The sequence below is a fragment of the Enterobacter sp. 04-C-12-SI-ECC genome (genome assembly GCF_047530715.1).
Classification (GTDB): domain Bacteria; phylum Pseudomonadota; class Gammaproteobacteria; order Enterobacterales; family Enterobacteriaceae; genus Enterobacter; species Enterobacter bugandensis.
In genome coordinates this window covers 17,524-41,602 of record NZ_JBLKDI010000027.1, presented here as the reverse complement: position 1 = coordinate 41,602, position 24,079 = coordinate 17,524, and the positions used below count along the sequence as shown (strand labels likewise).

Sequence of the window (24,079 nt, the reverse complement as noted above, 5' to 3'; positions counted from 1 at the left end):
ATGACTTTCTCAAAGGAGAGCTATCAATGAGTATTCGTCCGTTACATGATCGTGTGATCGTCAAACGTAAAGAAGTTGAAACCAAGTCTGCTGGCGGCATCGTTCTGACCGGTTCTGCAGCAGCCAAATCAACGCGTGGCGAAATCATCGCTGTCGGTAAGGGCCGCATCCTGGAAAACGGAACTGTGCAGCCGCTGGACGTTAAAGTTGGTGACATCGTAATTTTCAACGATGGCTACGGCGTGAAATCCGAGAAGATCGACAATGAAGAAGTGTTGATCATGTCCGAGAGCGACATTCTGGCAATTGTTGAAGCGTAATTTACGCACGAGAATTTGAGGAAATAAGAACATGGCAGCTAAAGACGTAAAATTCGGTAACGACGCTCGTGTAAAAATGCTCCGCGGCGTAAACGTACTGGCAGATGCAGTTAAAGTGACCCTGGGCCCGAAAGGCCGTAACGTAGTGCTGGATAAATCCTTCGGCGCGCCAACCATCACCAAAGATGGTGTTTCCGTTGCACGTGAAATCGAGCTGGAAGACAAGTTCGAAAACATGGGCGCGCAGATGGTGAAAGAAGTTGCCTCTAAAGCGAACGACGCTGCAGGCGACGGTACCACCACCGCGACCGTACTGGCGCAGGCTATCATCACTGAAGGCCTGAAAGCCGTTGCTGCGGGCATGAACCCAATGGATCTGAAACGTGGTATCGACAAAGCTGTCGCATCCGCTGTTGAAGAACTGAAAGCGCTGTCCGTACCGTGCTCTGACTCTAAAGCCATTGCTCAGGTTGGTACTATCTCCGCTAACTCCGACGAAACCGTAGGTAAACTGATCGCTGAAGCGATGGATAAAGTCGGTAAAGAAGGCGTGATCACCGTTGAAGACGGTACCGGTCTGGAAGACGAACTGGACGTGGTTGAAGGTATGCAGTTCGACCGCGGTTACCTGTCCCCATACTTCATCAACAAGCCAGAAACTGGCGCTGTTGAGCTGGAAAGCCCGTTCATCCTGCTGGCTGACAAGAAAATCTCCAACATCCGCGAAATGCTGCCAGTGCTGGAAGCCGTTGCGAAAGCAGGCAAGCCGCTGGTTATCATCGCTGAAGATGTTGAAGGCGAAGCGCTGGCGACCCTGGTGGTTAACACCATGCGCGGCATCGTGAAAGTGGCTGCGGTTAAAGCACCTGGCTTCGGCGATCGCCGTAAAGCAATGCTGCAGGATATCGCAACCCTGACCGGTGGTACCGTGATCTCCGAAGAGATCGGTATGGAGCTGGAAAAAGCGACCCTGGAAGACCTGGGCCAGGCGAAACGCGTTGTGATCAACAAAGACACCACCACCATCATCGACGGTGTGGGTGAAGAAGCCGCTATTCAGGGCCGTGTTGGTCAGATCCGTAAGCAGATCGAAGAAGCCACTTCCGATTACGACCGTGAAAAACTGCAGGAGCGCGTAGCGAAACTGGCTGGCGGCGTTGCGGTAATCAAAGTTGGTGCGGCGACCGAAGTTGAAATGAAAGAGAAGAAAGCACGCGTTGACGATGCCCTGCACGCGACCCGTGCTGCGGTAGAAGAAGGCGTAGTTGCTGGTGGTGGTGTCGCGCTGGTGCGTGTAGCCGCTAAGCTGGCTGGCCTGACCGCTCAGAACGAAGACCAGAACGTGGGTATCAAAGTTGCGCTGCGCGCAATGGAAGCTCCTCTGCGTCAGATCGTGTCCAACGCCGGTGAAGAGCCATCTGTGGTTGCGAACAACGTGAAAGCGGGTGAAGGTAACTACGGTTACAACGCGGCAACTGAAGAATACGGCAACATGATCGACTTCGGTATCCTGGACCCAACTAAAGTGACCCGTTCTGCTCTGCAGTACGCTGCATCTGTAGCTGGCCTGATGATCACGACCGAGTGCATGGTAACCGACCTGCCAAAAGGCGACGCGCCTGACTTAGGTGCTGCTGGTATGGGCGGCATGGGTGGAATGGGCGGCATGATGTAATCATGTCGTTCTGAACCTCTCAGAACGAACCCCGGACAGAAATGTCCGGGGTTTTTTATTGCCGCTACTCAAATGTTCCCTTCACGCATGCTGCGCCTTCGCGCACCATCTGGCGGCCTTTCGCCCAGACCTCGCGGATCTTCAGGTCATCCGTCAGCACCAGGAAATCGGCATCGCATCCGGGCGCGAGCCGCCCCTTATGCTCCAGCCCGAGAAACTCCGCTACGTTACGCGTAAACGGCAGAAGCGCCTCCTCCAGCGGCAGGTGATACCGGCTGACCAGTTGCTGCAGCGTCTGAGGCAGAGATTCGAACCCGGCTACGCCAATGCCCACCAGATTACCGTTCGCGTCAAAATTCGGTTGGCTGCCGTTACCATCCGAGCTGAGCGTAAGCCGGTTAAACGGCACCTGCGCTTCACGGGCCGTCGCGATGGCGGTGGCAGCATCAATGGGCTCACTGATGCTGGTGGTGATGTCGATATAGCCCCCGTCGCGGGCATAATCCAGCGCGGCGAGGAACAGCGCCTGGTCGCGGTTAACGTGGGTTGGCAGCAGCTTCGTGCGGGGCACGTCGGCATTTTTCAGGATGTTAAGCAGCGGCTCCAGCAGCTTCGGGCTGTTGCCGAGGTGAAACACGGATATGCCCGCTTTGGCGCCCAGCAGCCCGCCGACGCGCGACTGGGCGGCCATATTCGCGAGCTGGTCATCCGCTGGTGCGGAAGAGCGATGGTCGGAAATCGCGCATTTCACGCCGATGATTTTATCAATCAGCGCCACATCCTTTTCGATGCTGCCGGTAATCGTCGGAGAAGGCAGCCCGTATGCGCCTGTCAGCATCCACGCGCTGATCCCTTCATGCTCAAGCGCCCGCGTTTTTGCCAGCAGCGATTCGGGATGGCGGGTCACGCCGTCGGTACCCAGCAGGCCAACAACGGAGGTGATGCCCGCCGCCACCAGCGCGGACAACCGTACCTCCGGCGTCCGGGTGTGCGGACCGGCTTCACCGCCGCCGCCGATCAGGTGTACGTGCTGATCGATAAAGCCTGGACAAACCACCGCCCCGGCGAGATCGGTTTCAGGACAGTTAAGCCGCATTGCTGCGCGATCCGTTTTTTCAATAGCGACGATTTTTCCCCCGGCGATTAGCAGATCGCAACGTCCCCGATCCTCCGGCGCGTAAAGGTGCACATTGCGGAAAAGATGGGGTTCCAGCACTGAAAAATCCATTTTTATCTCCTCAGAAGAGTAGCTGCATTACCCACATTGAGAGCAGGGCGTTAATGACGCAGACGGTAATGATGTGTGGATAATACTTCGGGTTAACGCCTGCGGTGCCCAGGCAGCGGCCGGTGTTTTGCACCGGATTGCCCATCAGATAGATGGCGGGCAGCAGAACGGTGGCATCGTGGCCGTTGAGCGTGCCGGCAGCCACCAGGCTGGCGCAAACCCCCACGCCGCCGCCCATACTCATCACCGAGGCCAGCAGGACCGTTGCCGCCGCGCCCGGAAGCCCCCACAGGGCCATAATTGGCTCGCAAATATTGCCAACAATATCCAGCAGGCCGGTCACCTTGAGCGCCTGAATGATGACAAACGCCATAACCACGTTCGGCAGCAGGCTGGTAGTGGCGATGGTAAAGCCTCGGCGGGCGCCATCGATAAACATGTCCATGATATTTTTACGCGGCTGGGCGATCATTTTTTTCCTCCTGAATACGACGATCTTCCATGTGAGCGATCCACAGACGCAGGAGGTTCGCGCCAACAAATTTAAACATCAGTATGACGGCCAGCGGCGTGATTACCGGGACGGTAATAAACGTGAAGAGTGCGGCGCCGGAAGAAAAATAGTTGGTAATGATGGCGCTACCGCTGGTCTGGAAGGTGGCGAAAATGGCGCGCTCGCGATCGGTAATAGCCCCTTCGTCGGTCAACTCTTTGGTCATCCCTGCTGCGGCATCGGTATTTTGCAGGTTGGCGATGAGGGCCAGAGAGCAGACGCCCGGTACGCCAAGCAGCGGGCGCAAAATGGGCGTCATCAGCTGTTGCGCGGCACGCAGCCCGCCCAGCCCCTCGGTGACGGCAATGATCCCGAGCGATAAAATGACCGAAGGCGCCAGTTCAAGGGCAAACAAGAAACCGTCTTTCGCCCCCGTGCCGCCCTCACCGCGAAACGTGAGCGCGCCGTTCACCGGACCGAAGCTGCCGTTTAGGACGGTAAAATCCAGCACGCGCCACCATTCGGTACTTTTGGCGAAAAAGCCTGAGAAAAATACGATGGTGAGCACAAACGCCAGATAGCCCACCCATGTTACCTTTTCCTCTCCTGAGGATGATGCACTCATGAAACCCCCTGTTTTAATCGCGTACAAAAGTTGTACGTCGCAACACTAAAAACGATCGAGGGCTAAAACACGATATCCCAAAGGGCATTATCAGAATTCATTTAAGATGTCGGAGGAGTGATGTACGGAATCCGGCTCGCAGAAATGCGCGGGGATTTTTCTTTTAGTCATCTTTTAGGTATAAGATTTACACACGGACAATTACTGTCCAGCTTATTGAAAACGAGGAATAACATGCGCGTAAAAGTCTGTGCAGGGATCGTAGGAGCAGCGTTGCTGCTGGCGGGTTGTAGCTCCAGCAATGAACTGTCGGCAGCGGGCCAGGGCGTTCGCTTTGTGGAAGATAAGCCAGGCAGCGAATGCCAGCTGTTAGGCACGGCCACCGGTGAACAAAGTAACTGGATGTCGGGTCAGCACGGTGAAGAAGGCGGCTCTATGCGCGGTGCGGCGAATGCCTTGCGTAACCAGGCTGCTGCAATGGGGGGGAACGTGATTTACGGCGTGAGCAGCCCGACGCAAGGAATGCTCTCCAGCTTCGTGCCAACGGCCAGCCTGATGAGCGGCCAGGTCTATAAGTGCCCGAACTGAGTTTACTTGCTGATGGCGCTGCGCCTCACCTCGTAGGGCAGGTAAGCGTAGCGCCACCTGCCTTTTAGCGCTGCCGCAGTTGCAAATCCAGCGGCGTCTTACTCGGCTCTCCGCCAATCTCGCGTGCCAGCTTCGGCACCATATAACCTGAAACCAGCGTTAACAGCTCGCGCATAATTTGTCGGGCTTCCTCATCCGTCACCATGAAATGCGCCGCGCCCTGCACGCGATCCAGCACATGCAGGTAATAGGGCATCACGCCTGCGTCAAACAAGGCATTGCTGAGATCGGCCAGCACCCGGGCACTGTCGTTCACGCCGCGCAACAATACGCTCTGGTTGAGCAGCGTCACGCCCGCCTTACGCAGACGCGCCATCGCCGCGCGAAATTCATCGTCGATTTCATTCGCGTGGTTGATATGGTTTACCAGCAGCACCTGTAGACGTGACTGCTCCAGGCGCGTGACCAGGGCGTCGGTAATACGCGCCGGGATGACGATCGGTAAACGGCTGTGAATGCGCAGACGTTTGATGTGCGGGATGGCTTCAAGCTGCGTCAAAAGCCAGTCCAGTTCATGATCTTTTGCCATCAGCGGGTCACCGCCGGAAAAAATAATCTCATCCAGCTCTGGATGGGCGGCGATATAGTCCAGCGCAACCTGCCAGTTGCGCTTATTTCCCTGGTTTTCGGCATACGGGAAGTGCCGACGGAAGCAGTAACGACAATTTACCGCACAGCCGCCTTTTACCAGCAGCAGGGCGCGATTGAGATATTTGTGCAGTAAACCCGGCACCACGCTGTTTTGCTCTTCCAGCGGATCGGTGCTGTAGCCCGGCGCTGTAATAAACTCATCCTGCGACGTAAGGGTTTGTTTTAATAAAGGATCGTCAGGGTTGCCTTTTTCCATGCGCGCAACAAACGCGCGGGGAACACGCAGGGCAAAAAGTCGCTTTGCCTCACGGCCAGCAAGCAACTCCGGATGCTGATCGAGGTCTAAAAGACGCAGCAATTCATCAGGACTGGTGATTACATCGGCAAGTTGCGATAACCAATCTTCTCTGGATGGGGTGTTTAGGGTTACAATATGCGCCATTTTGTGGCTTAGCTACCAGTTAACAAATTTAGAGGGCCTTATGGCAACGTACTATAGCAACGATTTTCGTGCTGGTCTTAAAATCATGATGGACGGCGAACCGTACGCGGTTGAAGCCAGCGAATTCGTTAAACCAGGTAAAGGTCAGGCATTCGCACGCGTTAAGCTGCGCCGCCTGCTGACCGGCACCCGTGTTGAGAAAACCTTCAAATCTACTGACTCCGCTGAAGGCGCTGATGTTGTCGATATGAACCTGACTTACCTGTACAACGACGGTGAGTTCTGGCACTTCATGAACAACGAAACCTTCGAGCAGCTGTCTGCTGACGCGAAAGCCATTGGCGATAACGCGAAGTGGCTGCTGGATCAGGCTGAGTGCATCGTGACCCTGTGGAACGGCCAGCCTATCGCCGTTACCCCACCAAACTTTGTTGAGCTGGAAATCGTTGAAACCGATCCAGGTCTGAAAGGTGACACCGCGGGTACTGGCGGCAAGCCAGCAACGCTCTCCACCGGCGCTGTGGTGAAAGTACCGCTGTTCGTACAGATCGGTGAAGTGATCAAAGTGGATACTCGCTCCGGCGAATACGTATCCCGCGTGAAGTAATTTACGTAATGATTCGAGGCGCAGCGTCCGCTGCGCCTGATTTTTGCAGGCAGGGATGATGAAACGTACCGTTAAAATTCTGCTTCTGTTAGCGCTCTCCAGCGTACTGCTTTCCGGCTGTAACACCGCCCGTGGCATGGGGGAAGATATCCAGGATCTCGGTCATATCATTTCTCACGCAGCCAGCTAAGTCCGTCTAATTTTCCTAAAATTGCTTCCTTTTCCGTCAATCGGCGGGATCTTGTCTATTCTTAAGTTGCTATACACAAAACAACTTTGGCTATAAAAGGAAGATATTATGGTTAAGAAAACAATTGCAGCGATCTTTTCTGTCCTCGTGCTTTCCTCCGTGTTGACTGCATGTAATACCACCCGCGGCGTAGGGGAAGATATCTCCGACGGTGGTAACGCGATTTCTGGTGCAGCAACTAAAGCTCAGAACTAATGAAGCATGGACGGTACGGCACGTGAGTTTCACCGTACCGTCAATTCTCTGCTTCCTGCAGGGATAAAAACGGTGAAAAGCGTGTATCCATATGCAGCTTCATGCGGATATTGCGTTTATAGGTATAAACCGTTTTTCCGTTAATGCTCAGGTGAGCGGCTATCTTTTGGTTGCTCGCGCCGTCCATCCATAACGTCAACACTTTCTCCTCCTGTCGTGTCAGCAAGGGGGCGGCCACCGTCGGGCGGTACGTGCTTGCGCGCGAAATTAACGCGTCATTGATAACCGTCGCGATTTCCTCAAGAGGGGCATTTTTTATTAGCGAAGACCAGACCGGGAAGTTCCCGAGCCAGGTCGCCAGGCCCTTGTCCTCTCCCGATTGCAGCATAATAAAAGGTAATTTTTCGCTGGCATTCAGCAAAGAAGAGAGTTGCTGGAAATGGTGAATATCCTGCCTGAAACCATACAGGTCAGCGATGACCAGCTCAGGTTTCCATTGCAGAATATGCTCCCTGGCGAGGAATAGATTGTTCAGCCCGGTCACAACGTAGTGCCCCGGGAACAAACCGGAATGATTGAGCCATGCTTCAAACCCGGTGCGGGTGAAGTGACAACGGTCAATCAAAAGAATCTTGAACATATTTTATTCGCAGTCGGCTAGTGGTTTGGCTTCCTGCCATCAGAAAGCACATCATCATAGAGAAGTCCGATGAGCTATAAATGCCTGAACTCCGTGCCATACTGCGGCTATTTCTGGGCTTAACGCGTTCATCAGAAAATGATTGAAAAAAAATCACACGCTAACCAAAATATGGGGTGTTATCTGCCTTGCGGGACGACCCGTAAGCGCTTCCTTCATCGGGGACGGCCCCAACTGTTTTTAAGTTAAGGAGCCCGAGATGTCCTGGATTATTCTCTTTATTGCTGGTCTGCTCGAAGTGGTATGGGCGATTGGTCTCAAGTACACCCACGGATTTACCCGCCTGACGCCCAGCGTTATTACCGTTACGGCGATGATCGTGAGCATTGTTCTGCTATCGTGGGCAATGCGTTCTCTGCCCGTGGGAACGGCCTATGCCGTCTGGACGGGGATCGGTGCCGTAGGCGCGGCGATTACCGGCATTCTGCTGCTGGGTGAGTCAGCGAGCCTGGCGCGCATTGCCAGCCTCGCTCTGATTGTTGCCGGTATCATTGGGCTGAAGCTCAGTACCCATTAACGGGGCTGTTTTACCCAGATGAGTTTCGACACATCAAACCCCTGTCGGGTCGCGACGTCCAGCATCTGCTGTTTCATTTCTGACGAAATAGTTGGCGTGCGGGAAAGTATCCACAGATAGTCGCGATCCGGCCCGCAGACCAGCGCGTGACGGTACTCTCTGTCGAGTGCTATCACGTTATAGCCGCCATAAAACGGGCCGAAGAAAGAGACTTTGAGCGCGGCCCGTCGCGGGTCGCCAGTGAAGTAGGCTTTCCCGACCGACTGCTGCCACATCTCACGATCGGGATTATAGCCCCGATTGATCACCTGAATACCGCCATCATCCATTGGGCTGTAATTAGCAGTAACCTTCTCTAAGCCCTGCTCAAACCGATGGTCGAGGCGCGCGATTTCATACCATGTTCCAAGGAAGCGTTGTGCATCAAAAGGCGTGACGACGGTAACGCCAGGAGGTGGGGTAGGGGAACTGCAGGCCACCACTAAAAACGCGGCTGTCACCGCGGCGATAACAGGCAAAATGCGCATAGGAGTTTCCTTACTGTTTTTTGTTAAGTGTAGATGACGGCAAGGAAAATGTGGTTTTTGTGCGGTGTGTTTCGCCGGGTAAGCGCAGCGCTACCCGGCAATGTTTTACTGCAGCGCGTCGAGGATACGGTATGCCGCCTCAACTCGCGCCGGGTTCGGATAGCTTTTATTCGCCAGCATCACAATGCCGAGCTGCTTTTCAGGAATAAAGGCCACGTAGCTGCCAAACCCGCCGGTGGAGCCCGTTTTGTGCACCCATGAGGCCTTAACCGGGGGAACGGGTGGACTCACTTCTCTCGCAGGCAACGGTGCCAGCGCCACCTTGTTATCACTGCCTCCGACGACGGTTTTGGCATCGACCGGCCAGTTAAGCATCTCCCAACCTAACCCCTGATACATGGCACCCACGCGCCAGTAGCGAGACTGCGCCAGCGTAATGCCTTGCTTCAGGGACGTATCCTGCAGCGCGTCAGGGGCCATATTGGCCATCACCCAGCTCGCCATATCCTGCACGTTGGTTTTCACGCCATATGCCTCTGCGTCCAGCATGCCCGGTGAAACGTGGACCGCTTTACCGTCACGATATCCCCAGGCGTAATGCGTCTCCTCCGCTTTCGGAACGTTAATCCAGGTATGATCCAGCTTGAGCGGCTTAAAGACCCGCGTCGTCATGGCCTGCTCATAGTTCATGCCGGAAGGTTTGACCGCCAGCGCGCCAAAAAGACCGATGCTGGAGTTGGCGTAAAGACGCGTTGTGCCCGGCTTCCACTGAGGCTGCCAGTTTTGATAGAAGCGCAGCAGGGATGCGTTATCTGTGACCTCATCGGGCACCTGTAAAGGCAGGCCACCGGCGGTGTAGGTTGCCAGATCCAGCATGCGAATCCCTTGCCACTGCTTGCCGGTCAGATCAGGCCAATATTTGGTTACCGGATCGCCCAGCGAAATTTCGCCGCGGGCAATAGCATCGCCCCCCAGCACGCCGGTGAAGGTTTTACTTATAGAGCCCAGCTCGAACAGGGTTTGCGGGGTGACGGATTTGTTCGCCGCGATATCGGCCTTTCCAAAGGTAAAGTAGTGTGGCTGGCCCTGATAAATCACGGCCACCGCCATGCCTGGAATACCCTGCGCTTTCATCAGGGGCGTAACGTTGCGTTCTACCACGTCAGCCAGCTGTTTTTCCGACATCGGCGCGGCGAGTACAGAGCAGGATGTGCTGAGCAGCAGGGCGCAGCAAAGGAATTTTTTCATCATCAATTATCTTCCATAATAGCAGGTCAAGGGAGTGTCCGGGCCCGGCAGACCGCTGTAGTCTGTTGGATTTGACTATGGCTGACAAACGGTTAAATTTAGCATGAGCTGTTAATTTTTCTAACGGATGGAACAATGACCCGCAGCTATCTTCCGCTTAATTCGCTTCGCGCCTTCGAAGCGGCCGCCCGGCACCTCAGTTTTACGCATGCAGCGATAGAGCTGAACGTTACCCATTCCGCCATCAGCCAGCACGTTAAGGCGCTGGAGCAGCATCTGAATTGCCAGCTGTTTGTCCGCGTCTCGCGCGGCCTGATGCTGACCACGGAGGGGGAAAATCTGCTGCCGGTGCTGAATGATTCATTCGATCGTATCGCCGGAATGCTGGATCGCTTTGCCAGCCAGCGCGCTCAGGAGAAGCTAAAAATTGGCGTAGTAGGGACTTTCGCCACGGGTATCCTGTTCTCTCATCTCGCGGACTTTCGCCGCTGTTATCCGCATATCGATCTTCACCTTTCCACCCATAACAACCGCGTCGATCCGGCTGCTGAAGGGCTTGATTATACGATCCGCTACGGTGGTGGAGCGTGGCACGGCACCGAGGCGCAGTTCCTGTGCCCTGCGCCGCTGGCGCCGCTTTGCTCGCCCGAAATCGCCGCCGTGCTCCAGTCTCCGGCCGACATCCTGAAGTTTACCCTGCTGCGCTCTTACCGACGCGACGAATGGTCGGCGTGGATGCAGGCGGCAGGCGAGCATCCTCCGTCGCCAACGCACCGGGTGATGGTGTTTGATTCGTCTGTCACCATGCTGGAAGCCGCACAGGCAGGTATGGGCATTGCCATTGCGCCTGTCGATATGTTTACCCATTTGCTGAACAGCGAGCGCATCGTGCAGCCGTTTACAACGCAAATTGATCTGGGCAGTTACTGGTTAACGAGACTGCAGTCGCGGGCTGAAACGTCCGCAATGCGTGAATTTGCCCAGTGGCTGGTGGGAAAGATGCAGAAATAAAAGGCCCGCCGGATGGCGGGCCAGAAGCGTCAGATAGTGACCACGGCAATCAGCGTCACCACGGTCAGGATGGTTGCCAGCCCGTAGAACACCCATTTACCGCTCGGCACATGGATTTTCAGGTCATGCATCGCATGGTGAATGCGGTGCAGGCCGCACCACAGCGGCAGGACGATCATCAGGAAGATGAACACGCGGCCAATAAAGCTGCTCGCAAACGCCAGCACACGCTCGTAGCTCAGCGCATCGCCCGGGAACAGCCCCAGCGGCAGCATAATGCCGACCAGCAGGATGATCACCGGGGCGATGATGGCACTCCACATGCCGCCTGCGCCAAACAGGCCCCAGAAGACCGGCTCGTCTGAACGTTTTGGATTTGGATTGATCACAGTAGTCTCCTTACCAGAACAGTGCGACAAACAGAATGACAACCGTGACCAGGATCGTCACTGCCCATAGCCCTTTAATGACTGGCTCCGGCCCCATTTTTTCGTCTTTAATGATGATGTTTGCCGCTTTTGGCGCCAGTTCAAACCAGGTTTTGGTATGAAGTAGCGCCGCCGCGAGCGCGATCAGGTTCAGAACCACGATGATTGGGTTTTGCAGGAAACCGACAAAGTTCGCCCAGGTTTCCGGCCCGTGTTTAAGGGCAAAAACGCCATACATTAACTCAAGGCTGAACCAGACCGCCGGTACCGCCGTGCCTTCACGCAGCATATAGAAGCGATAAAACGGCAGGTTTTTCCACCAGGTGGATGGCACAGGCCGCACGTAGGCTTTGCGTTTAGTCGTCATCATGCACTCCTTAGCGTGGTTTCAGGGTAGCGATAAGAAAGTCTTTCGAGCTTTCCACTTTACCCTGCTGAATTGCGGCGGCCGGGTCGACGTGCTTCGGACAGACTTCGGAGCAGTAGCCCACAAACGTACAGGTCCAGACGCCGTTCTGGCCGTTTAGCTGCGCCATACGTTCTTTTTTGCCGTGGTCGCGGCTGTCTTCGTTATAGCGGTGCGCCAGGGTAATGGCGGCCGGGCCGATGAACTCCGGGTTCAGGCCAAACTGAGGACAGGCGGCGTAGCACAGGCCGCAGTTGATGCAGCCGGAGAACTGATGGTATTTCGCCATCTGAGCCGGCGTCTGGGTGTTCGGACCCTGGTCCGGCGTGCGCGGGTTGCCGATGATGTACGGCTTAATCGCTTCCAGGCTTTCGATAAAGTGGGTCATATCGACCACCAGATCGCGCTCAATCGGGAAGTTGCCCAGCGCTTCAACCTTAATGCCCCTGGTGTAATCACGCAGGAAGGTTTTACACGCCAGCTTCGGCACCTTGTTGACCATCATGCCGCAGGAGCCGCAGATCGCCATGCGGCAGGACCAGCGGTAGCTCAGGTCCGGCGCCAGGTTGTCTTTGATATAGCCGAGCGCATCCAGCAGGGAGGTTTGCTCGTCATAAGGCACTTCGTAGAAAGCGCTGTGGGGGGCGGTATCCACTTCCGGGTTGTAGCGCACCACTTCAACTTTCAATTTTTGCATCTCAGCCATTCGCCTTCTCCTTCTTCTCGGCGGCTTCTGCTTCTGCGCCATACACGCGTTTAGCCGGTGGCAGCGTGGTGATTTTCACGTCGCTGTAGTCCAGACGCGTGGTGCCATCCGCATCGCGCCAGGCGAGAGTGTGTTTCAGGAAATTGACGTCGTCACGTTCGGTGCAGCCTTCGTCCAGACGCTGGTGGGCGCCGCGAGACTCTTTACGCGCCAGCGCAGAGTGCGCCATACATTCCGCGACGTTCAGGCCGTGGCCAAGCTCAATGGTATAGAGCAGGTCGGTGTTGAAGACGCTGGAGGTATCAGTGATGCGCACGCGCTTGAAGCGCTCCTGCAGTTCCGCCAGCTTGTCGACGGTTTTCTGCATCAGTTCCGGCGTACGGTAGATACCGCAGCCTTCTTCCATCGACAGGCCCATCTCGTCGCGGATCTTCGACCAGTTCTCGTTGCCTTCCTGATTCACCAGATCCTTCAGGCGTTTTTCAACGTCTGTGACCTGCGCATCCAGCGCCGCACCGTTTGCTTCGCCTGCGGTCGCCGCACGCTCCATGGCGCGCTCGCCCGCCATGCGGCCAAAGACGACCAGCTCTGCCAGCGAGTTAGAGCCCAGACGGTTGGCGCCGTGCAGGCCGACGGAGGAACACTCGCCCACGGCGAACAGCCCTTTAATGCGGGTTTCACACTGCTGGTCGGTTTCAATCCCGCCCATGGTGTAGTGCGCGGTTGGGCGTACCGGTATCGGCTCTTTCACCGGGTCGACGCCCACGTAGGCTTTTGCCAGTTCGCAGATAAACGGCAGACGCTCCAGCAGTTTCTTCTCGCCCAGGTGACGCAGGTCGAGATAGACCACGTCGCCGCGCGGCGTTGAGATGGTGTTGCCCTTGCGCCACTCGTGCCAGAAGGCCTGAGAAACTTTGTCGCGCGGGCCGAGCTCCATGTATTTGTTCTTCGGCTCGCCGAGCGGGGTTTCCGGGCCCATGCCGTAATCCTGCAGATAACGGTAGCCGTTTTTGTTGACCAGAATACCGCCTTCACCGCGGCAGCCTTCCGTCATCAAAATGCCGGAGCCCGGCAGGCCGGTTGGGTGATACTGCACAAACTCCATATCGCGCAGCGGCACGCCGTGGCTCAGCGCCATGCCCATCCCGTCGCCGGTGACGATGCCGCCGTTGGTGTTGTAGCGATAGACGCGACCCGCACCGCCCGTTGCCATCACCACCGCATTGGCGCGGATCTGGACGAGCGTGCCTTCCATCATATTCATCGCCACCAGGCCACGTGCATGACCGTCGTCGACCAGAATGTCGAGGACAAAATGTTCATCGAAGCGCTGAATTTGTGGGAACTGAAGGGAGGTCTGGAAGAGGGTGTGCAGCATGTGGAAGCCGGTCTTATCGGCGGCGAACCAGGTGCGTTCGATCTTCATGCCACCGAAGCGGCGGACGTTGACGCTGCCGTCCGGACGGCGGCTCCACGGGCATCCCCATTGTTCCAGTTGGGTCATCTCCGTTGGGCAATGGTGCACGAAGTAGTCAACGACATCCTGTTCGCAAAGCCAGTCGCCCCCTGCAACCGTGTCGTGGAAATGGTATTCGAAGCTGTCATGATCCTGCGCGACGGCGGCGGATCCTCCTTCTGCTGCCACCGTGTGGCTACGCATCGGATAGACTTTTGAAATCAATGCGATTTTAGCGTTCGGGTTGGCTTGTGCCGCAGCAATTGCAGCGCGTAATCCAGCCCCGCCAGCGCCTATTACGGCAAGATCGGCTTGAAAAGTTTGCACGACATTCCTCCAGATTTTTGTTTTCCCGCAATGCGATGAACTAAAGGAAGTTCACCTGCCCGAACAGGCGATTGCGGAAGCGATTCCACTGCTCCTTTATGGGTATAACAGTATAACCGCGTAGTTGTGAGGGAAATTTGACGTGTTCGATTTTTTTGCTGTTCTGTGCGGTGATTTATCATCGTGATTGATGAATTGCATCACAAAATAATCCACATAAATGAAATGCGCGTTTTTACTGCGCAAAATTTGTCTCTGCCACTGCTAACGAGTAGACTTCGTGCCCTTGTCTGAAATCGGAGAAAAACTCATGAGCGAAACGGCCACCTGGCAGCCGAGCGCATCCATCCCAAATCTGTTAAAACGCGCCGCAATTATGACGGAGATCCGCCGTTTCTTTGCCGACCGCGGCGTCCTGGAGGTGGAAACCCCGTGCATGAGTCAGGCAACGGTAACGGATATTCATCTGGTCCCGTTTGAAACCCGTTTTGTTGGCCCAGGCCACTCCCAGGGCATGAATCTGTATCTGATGACCAGCCCGGAATACCACATGAAGCGCCTGCTGGCTGCGGGGTGTGGTCCGGTGTATCAGCTGTGCCGCAGCTTCCGTAATGAAGAGATGGGGCGTCACCACAACCCGGAATTCACCATGCTGGAGTGGTACCGCCCGCACTATGATATGTACCGCCTGATGAATGAGGTGGACGATCTGCTGCAGCAGGTACTGGACTGCTCAGAAGCCGAAACGCTCTCCTATCAACAGGCCTTCCAGCGCCATCTGGAAATCGATCCGCTGTCGGCGGACAAAGCCCAGCTGCGTGAAGTGGCGGCAAAACTGGATCTGAGCAACGTGGCGGATACCGAAGAGGATCGCGACACGCTGCTGCAGCTGCTGTTCACCTTCGGCGTGGAACCGCAGATTGGCAAAGATCGCCCGACGTTTGTCTATCACTTCCCGGCAAGCCAGGCGTCTCTGGCGCAGATCAGCACCGAAGACCACCGCGTGGCGGAACGTTTTGAGGTCTATTACAAAGGTATTGAGCTGGCGAACGGCTTCCACGAACTGACCGACGCGCGCGAGCAGGCGCAACGTTTCGAACAGGATAACCGCAAACGCGCCGCGCGCGGTCTGCCGCAGCAGCCGATCGATACCAACCTGCTGGAAGCGTTAAAGGCGGGTCTGCCAGATTGCTCCGGCGTGGCGCTGGGCGTAGACCGTCTGGTGATGCTGGCGCTGGGCGCCGAGCAGCTGGGCGATGTGATTGCCTTTACGGTCGATCGCGCCTAAAGCATGGCCGGGTGGCGCTGTCGCTTACCCGGCATATAGTATCTGTGGCAATATTCCTTTCCATTTCTTCTCCGCAACATTAAAAACTGCCATTTTCTCTGTACACGGGTCTTTTTCTTAAATTGCCTCGTATAGCCACAATATTAGTCTGGTCATCTGCTACCATCCGCGCAGTTTAATTCCTCTTCGGATGGTTATATGTCCCAGTCACTCAAAAAGATGACCCTCACCGGGCTCATCCTGATGATTTTTACGTCAGTTTTTGGCTTTGCCAACAGCCCGTCGGCTTTCTATCTGATGGGCTACAGCGCGACGCCGTTTTATATCGTTTCCGCTCTGTTCTTCTTTATCCCGTTTGCGCTGATGATGGCGGAGATGGGCTCGGCTTACCGGAAAGAAGAGGGCGGTATCTATTCATGGATGAACAACAGCATCGGCCCGCGCTACGCGTTTATCGGCACGTTTATGTGGTTCTCCTCCTACGTCGTCTGGATGGTCAGCACGGCGGCCAAAGTCTGGGTGCCGTTCTCCACGTTTCTTTTCGGCGCGGATAAAACGCAGGTCTGGTCTTTAGCCGGGCTGAGCTCCACGCAGGTGGTCGGGATTCTGGCGGTGTGCTGGATGGTGGTGGTGACGCTGGTGGCGTCAAAAGGCATCAACAAAATTGCCCGTATCACCGCCGTTGGCGGTATTTCCGTGATGTGCCTGAACCTGGTGCTGCTGCTGGTGAGTATCGCCATTCTGTGCCTGAACGGCGGACACTTCGCGCAGGAGGTGAACTTCGTTTCATCGCCTAATCCGGGCTATCAGTCCGGGCTGGCCATGCTCTCCTTCGTGGTATTTGCCATTTTTGCCTACGGCGGTATTGAAGCGGTAGGTGGGCTGGTCGATAAGACCGAGAACCCGGAAAAAAACTTTGCCAAAGGGATTATTTTTGCCGCCATCGTCATCTCCATCGGCTATTCGCTGGCGATTTTCCTCTGGGGCGTTAGCACTAACTGGCAGCAGGTGTTGAGTAACAATACCACTAACCTCGGGAACATCACCTACGTGCTGATGAAAAGCCTGGGAATGACGCTGGGTAACGCCATGCACCTGACGCCGGAAGCATCGGCCACCCTGGGGATCTGGTTTGCGCGCATTACCGGCCTGTCGATGTTCCTTGCCTATACCGGCGCGTTCTTCACGCTAATCTACTCGCCGCTGAAAGCAATCATCCAGGGTACGCCAAAGGCGCTGTGGCCGGCACGCATGACGCAGCTCAATACCGCAGGCATGCCTGCCAACGCCATGTGGATGCAGTGTCTGCTGGTGTGCGTGTTCATTCTGCTGGTGTCATTTGGCGGTGATACCGCGTCTGCGTTCTATAACAAACTGACCCTGATGGCGAACGTGTCGATGACGCTGCCGTACCTGTTCCTGACGCTGGCGTTCCCGTTCTTTAAGGCGAAGCGGGATCTTGAGCGTCCGTTTGTGATCTTCAAAACCCGCGCGGCAACGCTGCTGGCGACCACGGTGGTGGTGCTGGTCGTGGCGTTTGCCAACATCTTTACCGTTATTCAGCCCGTGGTTGAGGCGAACGACTGGAACAGCGCGCTGTGGATGGTCGGTGGGCCAGTCTTCTTCTCGCTGCTGGCGATGGGGATTTATGAGAATTACCGCCGGCGCTCAATGGCGTACGTCACGGAAGTGGCGTAGCGGTAAAATGCCCCTCCCGAAAGGGAGGGGAGAACGATTACAGACTTCCCGCCGGGCGCGATCTTGCCGCCGACGTGAGCGTTTTACCCATCTTGCGTCCGTCCATGCTTTCCAGACGCATCTGGAACGGTGGGAACGGCATATCAATACCGTGCTCGCGGAAGCCCGCCAGAATCAGCTGGTGGATCTCATGGCGCAGCGGCATGCGGTGTCCCATTTCGGCGGCGTAGATACGCAGTTCGAAAATCTGGATCCCCTGCTGTAAATCAACCAGGAATACTTCCGGCGCAGGGTTATCGAGCACCAGCGTACAGCGTTCAGCGGCGGTGTAGAGGATCTGCGTGACCTCTTCACTGTTGGCATCCGACGGCGCCGGTACCGTCAGCACCACGCGCGTAACAGAGTCCGACAGGGACCAGTTGATAAACTGCTCGGTAATAAATGCCTTGTTCGGCACGATGATCTCTTTACGGTCCCAGTCGCTGATCGTGGTGGCGCGGGTGTTGATCTTCGTTACGCTCCCGGTCAGATCGCGGATCGTCACCGTATCGCCAATGCGAATCGGCTTTTCAAACAGGATGATCAGGCCGGATACAAAGTTAGCGAAAATCTCCTGCATGCCAAAGCCAAGGCCAAATGTCAGCGCGGCCACCAGCCACTGCAGTTTAGACCACTCAATACCAATCATTGAGAACCCGACCATTCCGCCAAACAGCAGTATCAGGTATTTCGTAATGGTCGTAATGGCGTATCCCGTGCCGGGGGTTAAATCCAGATGCTGCAGCAGCGCCAGCTCCAGCAGAGCCGGGAAGTTACGCACCAGCTGGGTGGTGATGATCAGCACCAGAATGGCAATCAGCACCGCGCCTAAGGTGATCGGCTCCAGGCTTTCAACGCCCTGCACCGTGGACGTCACGTCCCACAGAGAGATGTTCTCCAGGAAGCCAAACGCGGAGTGAATTTCCGACCACAGGAAGATCACCGACAGAAGGGCAATCAGCATCAGGAGGGAGCGCACCAGGCGCAGAGACTGGGTACTGATGGCATCCAGATCCAGTTCGACCTCGTCCGCATCCATCGTGCCTTCCGTGCTGTTGACATGGGTTGGCTCTTCCTCGCCACGGGCACGCTGAGCGAGGATCTCTGCCCGGCGATGCTTGGCACGGTCAAAGGCCAGACGGCGGCGCTGGATCAGCATCCCGCGCCGGATCACGTGATACACCACCAGCAGCAGGAACCAGATCGCCACCGACGTTTCCAGTCGCGCCAGCAGCGCCTGCGAGGTTGCCAGGTAACCTACCGCCGCTGCCAGCATCGCAATCAGAGGAGCGCTCAGCAGCAGGTTCCAGAGCAGCCGGTTGAACATGTTGTCGCCGCTGCCGGATTTATCCAGATAGAGCGGTATCCCCGCGCGTTTCAGGCTGAGCGTGACGATGGCCAGCGCGCCGCAGATCAGCATAAAGCAGAGGCGCCCCAGCGAGCCTGAGAATTCCCGGTCGTTGAGATTATCAAACATGATCAGCGCCATTATCAGCGGCACAATCAGCCCGATGCTCATCAGGTAATAGCGCATGGCGCGCGCCACGCGGTTACGAGGCCAGCCAAAGTGGGCGATGAACAGGCCGTTAGGCCGCGCGAACGTCGCGCAAATCATCACCACCCACAGCAACGGTACCGTGGCGGTGACGCCATCGCCAATGGCGACCGCGAGCGGATAGGGCCAGGCTTCCCGCAGGCCATAGCCAAGCGTCATCCACAGCACCGGTAGCGGAGAGGCGACGAGAATCGACCAGAACACGGTGCGCAGCGTCAGCCAGAAGTGATCCTGAGTGACTTTCCCCACCCGCGCGCTGGAACGCTCCAGGAAGCGGGTGAAATGTCTGCGCGAATAAATGCTGAAGCCCACCAGAACCAACGCGCCCAGCAGCGGGAAAATCGTCTCTTTACTGGTCAGCATCATCACGCTGGCCTGTCCGAGCTGGCTAAAGGTGTCGAGCGAAATCAGGCGGCGCAGATCCTGAACGATCTCAATTGGCCACGAGAAGGTCATTGGACGTACGTCGGATGTCCAGAAGAGATAACGGTGCGTAGCCTCGTTCACCTCTTTCAGCGCGTCTTCCAGCTGGCTGTTAGAGACCTTGAGCTTAGTCAGTTCCAGAATCAGCGTATCCCCGCCCTGCAGGAGGGAGTTCAGCAGTTCGCGCTGGGTGCGCAGCTGGGCTTCCAGAATACGGTTTTGCTCGCTGGTCAGAGGTTGTCCGTCAGCCTGACGGATCTGGCGTATTTGCGGCTGCTTATTGAGAAGATCTTCAAAGTGCAGTCGCTGCACGCGCAGCTGGGCCATCTCGGTATCCAGCTGCTGCGGTTTCGGCATTTCCGGCAGGCGCGCGACCTGGGCGCGTAGCGCTTCGCCCAGCAGGTTTGATGACCCGAGCCACTGGGACTGCTCGCGCAGGGTGTTGAGCGCCTGGCGCACCTGCAGGGTTTGATTCGTCGCCTGACGCTGCTGGGAGGCAACCAGATCCATACGCTGCGCCTGCTGATTCAGGGCGGCAGAAAGCTCGCGGTTGACCTTAAACTGATCGACGATACCTTCCGGCAGATTGGCGCTGTTTTCCGCCAGCAGCTCGGTGCTTTCAAGCGCTCGCTCGGCTTCGCGCTGGCGCTGGCTGTTAAGCAAATTACGCAGGGCCTGAAGGTACGCATCCAGCTGCTCGCTCTGCTTCTGAGCGAGTTCCGAGCGCATCCGCGCCAGCTCCTGGCGGTTGTTGGCGGAAAGCTGCGCCAGCTCCAGCTCATCCACAAGGGCCTTCAGACGGGCAGATTCCGCCTGCAGACCCAGATTTTGCGCCTGAGCCTGCGGCGTGTTGCCGCTTTGCGTACCCACGCGGCGCTCAACGTCGTTAAGCTGGCGGCGGGCGTCGGTTTGCTGCTGCGGAAGCTGGCTGAGGGAGTCGGCAATTTCACGCGCTCGCTCCTGCTCCTGCTGAGCCTGGCGGCTCTTTTCCAGGAGCTGGCTGCTGACCTGCAGGATTTCCTGATTCAGGGCGTCGGTGGTCATGCCTTCCGGCACTTCGCGCGGCTCATCGCGCAGATTAGCGAGCTGCGCGCGCAGCGTTTGCGAGAGTTTAGGGAAGTTGTCGATAACCTGCTGATACTGCTGAGCGCGCTCAAGCGAGCCTTTCCGCTCTTCAAGCGCGTTCAGTGCGGACTGGAGTGACTCAACGGTCTCTGGCTGAGCGGGTTTAGCCGCTTTCGCCTGCTCCAGCTCCTGGGTTATCTGTTTGGCGTCGGGGGCTGTCGCTGCGTACGCCCCCATGCTGAGGCACCAGGCCATCAGTAGAACGATAATCGGGCGCACGTCAGCGATCCTTCTTTTGTTAGCCTTCGTCTTTTTTGTCGTCAACCAGCGGGCTGGCGTCGTGCTCGGCGTCGATCTCTTCTTGCGGCAGCGGAGCAGGTTCTGCATCCGGCGTCACGAAAGTTTCGGTAGAGACCGCCAGCGGCTGACCCAGTTTGGTGACCGACAGGCTTTCGAGCTGCTCAGCCAGCTTCACTTTGCCCGGCGCAAACAGGTTGATGACGGTAGAGCCCAGCTTGAAGCGACCCATTTCCTGGCCTTTCAGCAGGGCGACAGAGCCTTCTTCTTCACCGGCAGGCCACGTCCAGCGCTTGATCACGCCTTCACGCGGCGGGGTAATGGTGCCAGCCCAGACGGTTTCGATGCTGCCGACAATGGTCGCGCCAACCAGAATCTGCGCCATAGGGCCGAATTCAGTATCGAACAGGCAGATGACACGTTCGTTACGGGCAAACAGGTTCGGTACGTTTTGCGCGGTCAGGTGGTTCACGGAGAACAGATCGCCCGGCACGTAGATCATCTCACGCAGGATACCGTTACACGGCATGTGTACGCGGTGGTAGTCGCGCGGTGACAGATAGGTGGTGGCAAAGGTGCCGTTGCGGAACAGGTCCGCCATCAGGTAATTGCCCGCCAGCAGCGCTTCCAGGCTGTAGTTGTGGCCCTTCGCCTGCAGAATTTTGTCGTCTTCGATGTTACCCAACTGGCTGATCACGCCGTCTGCTGGCATCACCAGGACGTTAGGGTCGGTGTTCAGCGGGCGCACTTCGTCGCGCAGCGGGCGCACGAAAAACTCGTTGAACGTGCGGTAGCTGGCGGTGTCCGGCTTCTGCGCTTCTTTCATGTCGACCTTGTAATACTTAACGAAAAGGTCGATGACCAGTTTGGTCAGCCAGCCCGCGCGTTTGCTTGCGCCCCAGCCCGCCAGGCGAGTGAGCCACAGTTTTGGCAGAATGTATTGAAGCGAAAGTTTAAATGCGTTTAACAAGGTAGCCTCCAGGCCATTGTTTTGTCGTTCCTGATCCGGCAGTAAGCCGCCGGAACCTGAAAAAAGGGGACGATTTTAGCGATGCTTAGCTTAGTTGTCAGTTATCAGAATCAGAAAAGTTTTTACGCGTTTTTACCTGATCCATGCTCTCAAGAATGCGGTGGTAATTCTCGAAGCGGGTCTCCGCGATTTCACCTTTCTCAACCGCTTCGCGGATAGCGCAGCCTGGATCGTTATCGTGTTTGCAGTCGCGGTATTTGCAAGCGCCTAAATAATCATGGAATTCGACAAATCCATTAAAGATTTGTTCCGGCTCAAGATGCCATAAACCGAATTCACGCACGCCCGGTGAGTCGATCACATCGCCACCGTGCGGGAAATGATAGAGACGTGAGGCGGTGGTGGTGTGCTGGCCGAGGCCCGAGACATCAGACACATCGTTAGTGAGGATCTCCTGCTGGAGGCCGAGAAGGTTGTTTAGCAGGCTCGATTTCCCCACGCCGGACTGACCCGCAAAGATGCTGATGCGATCGGTAAGCGCCTCTTCCAGCGGTTTCAGTCCGTCTTTGGTGTAGCTGGACACCATCAGAACGCGGTAGCCAATCTTGCGGTAGATATCCATCTGCTCATTAACGAAAGCCATGCCTTCGTCATCCAGCAGATCGATTTTGTTCAGCACGATAATCGGTTCAACCTGCAGCGTTTCACAGGCGACAAGGTATCGGTCGATAATATTGAGCGAAAGTTCGGGCAAAATCGCCGATACGATGACAATCTGGTTAATGTTGGCGGCAATCGGCTTCACCCCGTCGTAAAAATCGGGACGGGTTAACACGGACGTACGCTCATGGACCGCTTCAACGATACCTTTTACCGTAACGCCCTCTGCCGCCTCTTTACCCGGTCGCCAGACGACGCGGTCGCCGGTCACCAGAGAACGAATGGTCCGGCGAATGTTACAGCGGTGGATTTCGCCATCGGCGGATTCCACGTCGGCGTGCATACCGAAACGGCTGATAACTACGCCTTCCGTTGGTTCGCCAAACAGGTTGTCGTCGTAATCGACCTTCTCCGAAGTGGTTTTAAGACGGCGCTGATGATTGGCATTCACGCGGCGCTGCTGCCCTTTGGAGAGTTTATTTTTACTCAATCGCACTGGCTCCTGGTCGCCCGTAAGGGGCAAAACCTCTATGATACACTCTAATTAATACTAGTTAACCTGCTACTGCCGGTTATGCGAGAAGGGTGGAAAATAACATGAGCGCGGATGAAAACAACCTGATTTGGATCGATCTCGAAATGACCGGGCTGGATCCCGAGCGCGATCGCATTATTGAGATTGCAACTCTGGTGACCGATGCCAACCTGAATATCCTTGCCGAAGGGCCAACGATTGCGGTGCATCAGTCCGACGACCAGCTTGCGCTGATGGATGAGTGGAACGTGCGTACCCACACCGGCAGCGGTCTTGTCGAGCGCGTGAAGGCGAGCACGCTGGGCGATCGCGAGGCGGAACTGGCGACGCTCGAATTTCTGAAGCAGTGGGTACCAGCGGGTAAATCGCCGATCTGCGGGAACAGCATCGGTCAGGATCGCCGTTTCCTCTTCAAGTACATGCCGGAGCTGGAGTCTTACTTCCATTACCGCTATCTGGACGTGAGCACCCTGAAAGAGCTGGCGCGCCGCTGGAAACCTGAAATTCTGGACGGCTTTAAAAAACAGGGTACGCACCAGGCGATGGACGATATCCGCGAGTCCGTGGCGGAACTCGCGTACTACCGCGAAAACTTTATTAAGCTGTGATTTTGAGATCCGGCACCTTGCGTGGCCGGGTTTTTGTCGTTAAATTGTTCAGCTTGCCGATTAAATAAGCACTTGAACTGAATTTCGAAAAAATCACTTTAAGGGGGGTTGCAGCTAAAAGGATTTCTCGTATAATGCGCCTCCCGTAACGACAGAGAATTACACGTTACGACAGCAACAAAAGCAGTACAGATTTGCGGGAATAGCTCAGTTGGTAGAGCACGACCTTGCCAAGGTCGGGGTCGCGAGTTCGAGTCTCGTTTCCCGCTCCAAAATTTGAAGGTGCTTCCACAGCACAGACTGCCCAAGCGGGAATAGCTCAGTTGGTAGAGCACGACCTTGCCAAGGTCGGGGTCGCGAGTTCGAGTCTCGTTTCCCGCTCCAAAATTTGAAAGTGCTTCTAAAGCACGGACCACCCAAGCGGGAATAGCTCAGTTGGTAGAGCACGACCTTGCCAAGGTCGGGGTCGCGAGTTCGAGTCTCGTTTCCCGCTCCAAATTCTTCTCATCTCTAAAATATCCACAGCGAAAAGACGCGCTGG

25 protein-coding genes and 3 tRNA genes are annotated in these 24,079 nt (G+C 56.1%); 14 read left to right on the top strand and 14 right to left on the bottom strand.

The genetic code is table 11. The features are described from left to right. The first annotated feature begins 26 nt into the window (after positions 1-26). Together ACMWL8_RS23140 and groL are read left to right on the top strand one after the other, a co-directional pair. Entirely contained in the window at positions 27-320 is a 294-nt protein-coding gene (locus tag ACMWL8_RS23140) for a co-chaperone GroES (protein ID WP_003855929.1), read from the top strand. A 31-nt stretch (positions 321-351) separates the two neighbouring features. After that, complete coding sequence (gene groL, locus ACMWL8_RS23135) at positions 352-1,995, top strand: chaperonin GroEL (protein ID WP_023310114.1); 1,644 nt, start codon at positions 352-354, stop codon at positions 1,993-1,995. A gap of 64 nt (positions 1,996-2,059) precedes the next feature. Here groL and iadA read toward each other — a convergent pair whose 3' ends face one another. Genes iadA through ACMWL8_RS23120 form a run of 3 tightly spaced genes read right to left on the bottom strand, consistent with a single transcriptional unit; the run spans position 2,060 to position 4,341 of the window. Continuing rightward, entirely contained in the window at positions 2,060-3,223 is a 1,164-nt protein-coding gene (gene iadA, locus ACMWL8_RS23130; RefSeq protein ID WP_045261286.1) for a beta-aspartyl-peptidase, read from the bottom strand. Between the two features lie 10 nt (positions 3,224-3,233). Further along, positions 3,234-3,695: a YjiG family protein gene (locus ACMWL8_RS23125; protein WP_028015231.1), complete on the bottom strand. Its 462-nt coding sequence runs from the start codon at positions 3,693-3,695 to the stop codon at positions 3,234-3,236. Then, positions 3,676-4,341, bottom strand: coding sequence for a nucleoside recognition domain-containing protein (locus tag ACMWL8_RS23120; RefSeq protein WP_045261285.1), 666 nt, complete (start codon positions 4,339-4,341; stop codon positions 3,676-3,678). The genes ACMWL8_RS23125 and ACMWL8_RS23120 overlap by 20 nt, the downstream gene beginning before the upstream one ends. Positions 4,342-4,575: 234 nt before the next feature. Between ACMWL8_RS23120 and ACMWL8_RS23115 the strand changes: the two genes are divergently transcribed. Continuing rightward, a complete protein-coding gene (locus tag ACMWL8_RS23115) occupies positions 4,576-4,929 on the top strand; it encodes a DUF4156 domain-containing protein (RefSeq protein WP_045261284.1) in 354 nt (117 codons plus the stop codon). A 64-nt stretch (positions 4,930-4,993) separates the two neighbouring features. Here ACMWL8_RS23115 and epmB read toward each other — a convergent pair whose 3' ends face one another. Beyond that, a complete protein-coding gene (gene epmB / locus ACMWL8_RS23110) occupies positions 4,994-6,022 on the bottom strand; it encodes an EF-P beta-lysylation protein EpmB (protein WP_028015233.1) in 1,029 nt (342 codons plus the stop codon). Between the two features lie 40 nt (positions 6,023-6,062). On the opposite strand from epmB, the gene efp reads away from it, so the two are divergent. The 3 genes from efp (at position 6,063) to ecnB (ending at position 7,074) form a co-directional block, all read left to right on the top strand. After that, entirely contained in the window at positions 6,063-6,629 is a 567-nt protein-coding gene (efp, locus tag ACMWL8_RS23105) for an elongation factor P (RefSeq protein WP_003855940.1), read from the top strand. 58 nt (positions 6,630-6,687) lie between these two features. Then, positions 6,688-6,819, top strand: a complete 132-nt coding sequence (locus ACMWL8_RS23100) for an entericidin A/B family lipoprotein (RefSeq protein ID WP_028015234.1) — start codon at positions 6,688-6,690, stop codon at positions 6,817-6,819. A gap of 108 nt (positions 6,820-6,927) precedes the next feature. Beyond that, the gene (gene ecnB, locus ACMWL8_RS23095) at positions 6,928-7,074 is read left to right on the top strand and encodes a lipoprotein toxin entericidin B (protein WP_003855942.1); all 147 of its coding nucleotides are present in this window, start codon (positions 6,928-6,930) and stop codon (positions 7,072-7,074) included. A gap of 40 nt (positions 7,075-7,114) precedes the next feature. Here ecnB and ACMWL8_RS23090 read toward each other — a convergent pair whose 3' ends face one another. Further along, positions 7,115-7,714 (bottom strand): helix-turn-helix transcriptional regulator, encoded by a 600-nt coding sequence (locus ACMWL8_RS23090; RefSeq protein WP_045261283.1) that lies wholly within the window; start codon positions 7,712-7,714, stop codon positions 7,115-7,117. A 259-nt stretch (positions 7,715-7,973) separates the two neighbouring features. On the opposite strand from ACMWL8_RS23090, the gene sugE reads away from it, so the two are divergent. Next, positions 7,974-8,291 carry a quaternary ammonium compound efflux SMR transporter SugE gene (gene sugE, locus ACMWL8_RS23085; protein ID WP_006178944.1) on the top strand — a complete coding sequence of 106 codons (318 nt, stop codon included), beginning with the start codon at positions 7,974-7,976 and terminating at the stop codon, positions 8,289-8,291. On the opposite strand, the gene ACMWL8_RS23080 is transcribed toward sugE, so the two are convergent. Continuing rightward, positions 8,288-8,818 (bottom strand): lipocalin family protein, encoded by a 531-nt coding sequence (locus tag ACMWL8_RS23080; RefSeq protein ID WP_028015236.1) that lies wholly within the window; start codon positions 8,816-8,818, stop codon positions 8,288-8,290. The two genes, sugE and ACMWL8_RS23080, sit on opposite strands and share 4 nt — an antisense overlap. 105 nt (positions 8,819-8,923) lie before the next feature. Beyond that, a complete protein-coding gene (locus tag ACMWL8_RS23075) occupies positions 8,924-10,069 on the bottom strand; it encodes a cephalosporin-hydrolyzing class C beta-lactamase ACT-49 (protein ID WP_045261282.1) in 1,146 nt (381 codons plus the stop codon). 132 nt (positions 10,070-10,201) lie between these two features. Between ACMWL8_RS23075 and ampR the strand changes: the two genes are divergently transcribed. After that, positions 10,202-11,077 carry a LysR family transcriptional regulator AmpR gene (gene ampR, locus ACMWL8_RS23070; RefSeq protein WP_045261281.1) on the top strand — a complete coding sequence of 292 codons (876 nt, stop codon included), beginning with the start codon at positions 10,202-10,204 and terminating at the stop codon, positions 11,075-11,077. A gap of 29 nt (positions 11,078-11,106) precedes the next feature. Here the strand turns inward: ampR and frdD are convergent, their stop codons facing one another. The 4 genes from frdD to frdA are packed head-to-tail and all read right to left on the bottom strand — an operon-like array spanning position 11,107 to position 14,400. Further along, on the bottom strand, positions 11,107-11,466 hold the full coding sequence (gene frdD, locus ACMWL8_RS23065; protein ID WP_000609653.1) for a fumarate reductase subunit FrdD: 360 nt from the start codon (positions 11,464-11,466) through the stop codon (positions 11,107-11,109). A gap of 10 nt (positions 11,467-11,476) precedes the next feature. Beyond that, entirely contained in the window at positions 11,477-11,872 is a 396-nt protein-coding gene (gene frdC, locus ACMWL8_RS23060; protein ID WP_028015239.1) for a fumarate reductase subunit FrdC, read from the bottom strand. A gap of 10 nt (positions 11,873-11,882) precedes the next feature. Continuing rightward, positions 11,883-12,617: a succinate dehydrogenase/fumarate reductase iron-sulfur subunit gene (locus tag ACMWL8_RS23055; protein WP_045261280.1), complete on the bottom strand. Its 735-nt coding sequence runs from the start codon at positions 12,615-12,617 to the stop codon at positions 11,883-11,885. Then, complete coding sequence (gene frdA / locus ACMWL8_RS23050; RefSeq protein ID WP_028015241.1) at positions 12,610-14,400, bottom strand: fumarate reductase (quinol) flavoprotein subunit; 1,791 nt, start codon at positions 14,398-14,400, stop codon at positions 12,610-12,612. Before frdA ends, ACMWL8_RS23055 begins: the two co-directional genes overlap by 8 nt. A gap of 310 nt (positions 14,401-14,710) precedes the next feature. Here frdA and epmA point away from each other — a divergent pair, with 310 nt between their 5' ends. Both epmA and yjeM read left to right on the top strand, forming a co-directional pair. After that, positions 14,711-15,688, top strand: a complete 978-nt coding sequence (epmA, locus tag ACMWL8_RS23045) for an elongation factor P--(R)-beta-lysine ligase (protein ID WP_045261279.1) — start codon at positions 14,711-14,713, stop codon at positions 15,686-15,688. Positions 15,689-15,886: 198 nt separating this feature from the next. Beyond that, complete coding sequence (gene yjeM / locus ACMWL8_RS23040; protein WP_045261278.1) at positions 15,887-17,386, top strand: glutamate/gamma-aminobutyrate family transporter YjeM; 1,500 nt, start codon at positions 15,887-15,889, stop codon at positions 17,384-17,386. Positions 17,387-17,423: 37 nt separating this feature from the next. On the opposite strand, the gene mscM is transcribed toward yjeM, so the two are convergent. From mscM to rsgA, 3 genes are all read right to left on the bottom strand, one after another. Further along, positions 17,424-20,747 carry a miniconductance mechanosensitive channel MscM gene (mscM, locus tag ACMWL8_RS23035; RefSeq protein ID WP_028015244.1) on the bottom strand — a complete coding sequence of 1,108 codons (3,324 nt, stop codon included), beginning with the start codon at positions 20,745-20,747 and terminating at the stop codon, positions 17,424-17,426. 19 nt (positions 20,748-20,766) lie between these two features. Next, a complete protein-coding gene (gene asd, locus ACMWL8_RS23030) occupies positions 20,767-21,735 on the bottom strand; it encodes an archaetidylserine decarboxylase (RefSeq protein ID WP_028015245.1) in 969 nt (322 codons plus the stop codon). 97 nt (positions 21,736-21,832) lie between these two features. Then, positions 21,833-22,885 (bottom strand): small ribosomal subunit biogenesis GTPase RsgA, encoded by a 1,053-nt coding sequence (rsgA, locus tag ACMWL8_RS23025; RefSeq protein WP_032644955.1) that lies wholly within the window; start codon positions 22,883-22,885, stop codon positions 21,833-21,835. A 107-nt stretch (positions 22,886-22,992) separates the two neighbouring features. Between rsgA and orn the strand changes: the two genes are divergently transcribed. The 4 genes from orn (at position 22,993) to ACMWL8_RS23005 (ending at position 24,034) form a co-directional block, all read left to right on the top strand. After that, positions 22,993-23,538 carry an oligoribonuclease gene (gene orn, locus ACMWL8_RS23020; protein ID WP_028015247.1) on the top strand — a complete coding sequence of 182 codons (546 nt, stop codon included), beginning with the start codon at positions 22,993-22,995 and terminating at the stop codon, positions 23,536-23,538. Positions 23,539-23,734: 196 nt separating this feature from the next. After that, positions 23,735-23,810 (top strand) — tRNA-Gly (locus tag ACMWL8_RS23015). Between the two features lie 36 nt (positions 23,811-23,846). Next, positions 23,847-23,922: transfer RNA gene (locus tag ACMWL8_RS23010), tRNA-Gly, on the top strand. 36 nt (positions 23,923-23,958) lie between these two features. After that, a tRNA-Gly gene (locus ACMWL8_RS23005) sits at positions 23,959-24,034 on the top strand. Positions 24,035-24,079 lie beyond the last annotated feature (45 nt).

Excerpts from the sequence above, each read along its gene's own strand:
- ACMWL8_RS23115 (WP_045261284.1), top strand. The coding sequence starts at position 4,576 with ATGCGCGTAAAAGTCTGTGCAGGGATCGTAGGAGCAGCGTTGCTGCTG.
- ACMWL8_RS23055 (WP_045261280.1), bottom strand. The coding sequence starts at position 12,617 with ATGGCTGAGATGCAAAAATTGAAAGTTGAAGTGGTGCGCTACAACCCG.
- yjeM (WP_045261278.1), top strand. The coding sequence starts at position 15,887 with ATGTCCCAGTCACTCAAAAAGATGACCCTCACCGGGCTCATCCTGATG.
- ecnB (WP_003855942.1), top strand. The coding sequence starts at position 6,928 with ATGGTTAAGAAAACAATTGCAGCGATCTTTTCTGTCCTCGTGCTTTCC.
- ACMWL8_RS23125 (WP_028015231.1), bottom strand. The coding sequence starts at position 3,695 with ATGATCGCCCAGCCGCGTAAAAATATCATGGACATGTTTATCGATGGC.
- sugE (WP_006178944.1), top strand. The coding sequence starts at position 7,974 with ATGTCCTGGATTATTCTCTTTATTGCTGGTCTGCTCGAAGTGGTATGG.
- frdC (WP_028015239.1), bottom strand. The coding sequence starts at position 11,872 with ATGACGACTAAACGCAAAGCCTACGTGCGGCCTGTGCCATCCACCTGG.
- ampR (WP_045261281.1), top strand. The coding sequence starts at position 10,202 with ATGACCCGCAGCTATCTTCCGCTTAATTCGCTTCGCGCCTTCGAAGCG.
- ACMWL8_RS23075 (WP_045261282.1), bottom strand. The coding sequence starts at position 10,069 with ATGATGAAAAAATTCCTTTGCTGCGCCCTGCTGCTCAGCACATCCTGC.
- ACMWL8_RS23080 (WP_028015236.1), bottom strand. The coding sequence starts at position 8,818 with ATGCGCATTTTGCCTGTTATCGCCGCGGTGACAGCCGCGTTTTTAGTG.
- ACMWL8_RS23140 (WP_003855929.1), top strand. The coding sequence starts at position 27 with ATGAGTATTCGTCCGTTACATGATCGTGTGATCGTCAAACGTAAAGAA.
- iadA (WP_045261286.1), bottom strand. The coding sequence starts at position 3,223 with ATGGATTTTTCAGTGCTGGAACCCCATCTTTTCCGCAATGTGCACCTT.
- efp (WP_003855940.1), top strand. The coding sequence starts at position 6,063 with ATGGCAACGTACTATAGCAACGATTTTCGTGCTGGTCTTAAAATCATG.
- epmB (WP_028015233.1), bottom strand. The coding sequence starts at position 6,022 with ATGGCGCATATTGTAACCCTAAACACCCCATCCAGAGAAGATTGGTTA.
- ACMWL8_RS23120 (WP_045261285.1), bottom strand. The coding sequence starts at position 4,341 with ATGAGTGCATCATCCTCAGGAGAGGAAAAGGTAACATGGGTGGGCTAT.
- orn (WP_028015247.1), top strand. The coding sequence starts at position 22,993 with ATGAGCGCGGATGAAAACAACCTGATTTGGATCGATCTCGAAATGACC.
- groL (WP_023310114.1), top strand. The coding sequence starts at position 352 with ATGGCAGCTAAAGACGTAAAATTCGGTAACGACGCTCGTGTAAAAATG.
- epmA (WP_045261279.1), top strand. The coding sequence starts at position 14,711 with ATGAGCGAAACGGCCACCTGGCAGCCGAGCGCATCCATCCCAAATCTG.
- ACMWL8_RS23090 (WP_045261283.1), bottom strand. The coding sequence starts at position 7,714 with ATGTTCAAGATTCTTTTGATTGACCGTTGTCACTTCACCCGCACCGGG.
- ACMWL8_RS23100 (WP_028015234.1), top strand. The coding sequence starts at position 6,688 with ATGAAACGTACCGTTAAAATTCTGCTTCTGTTAGCGCTCTCCAGCGTA.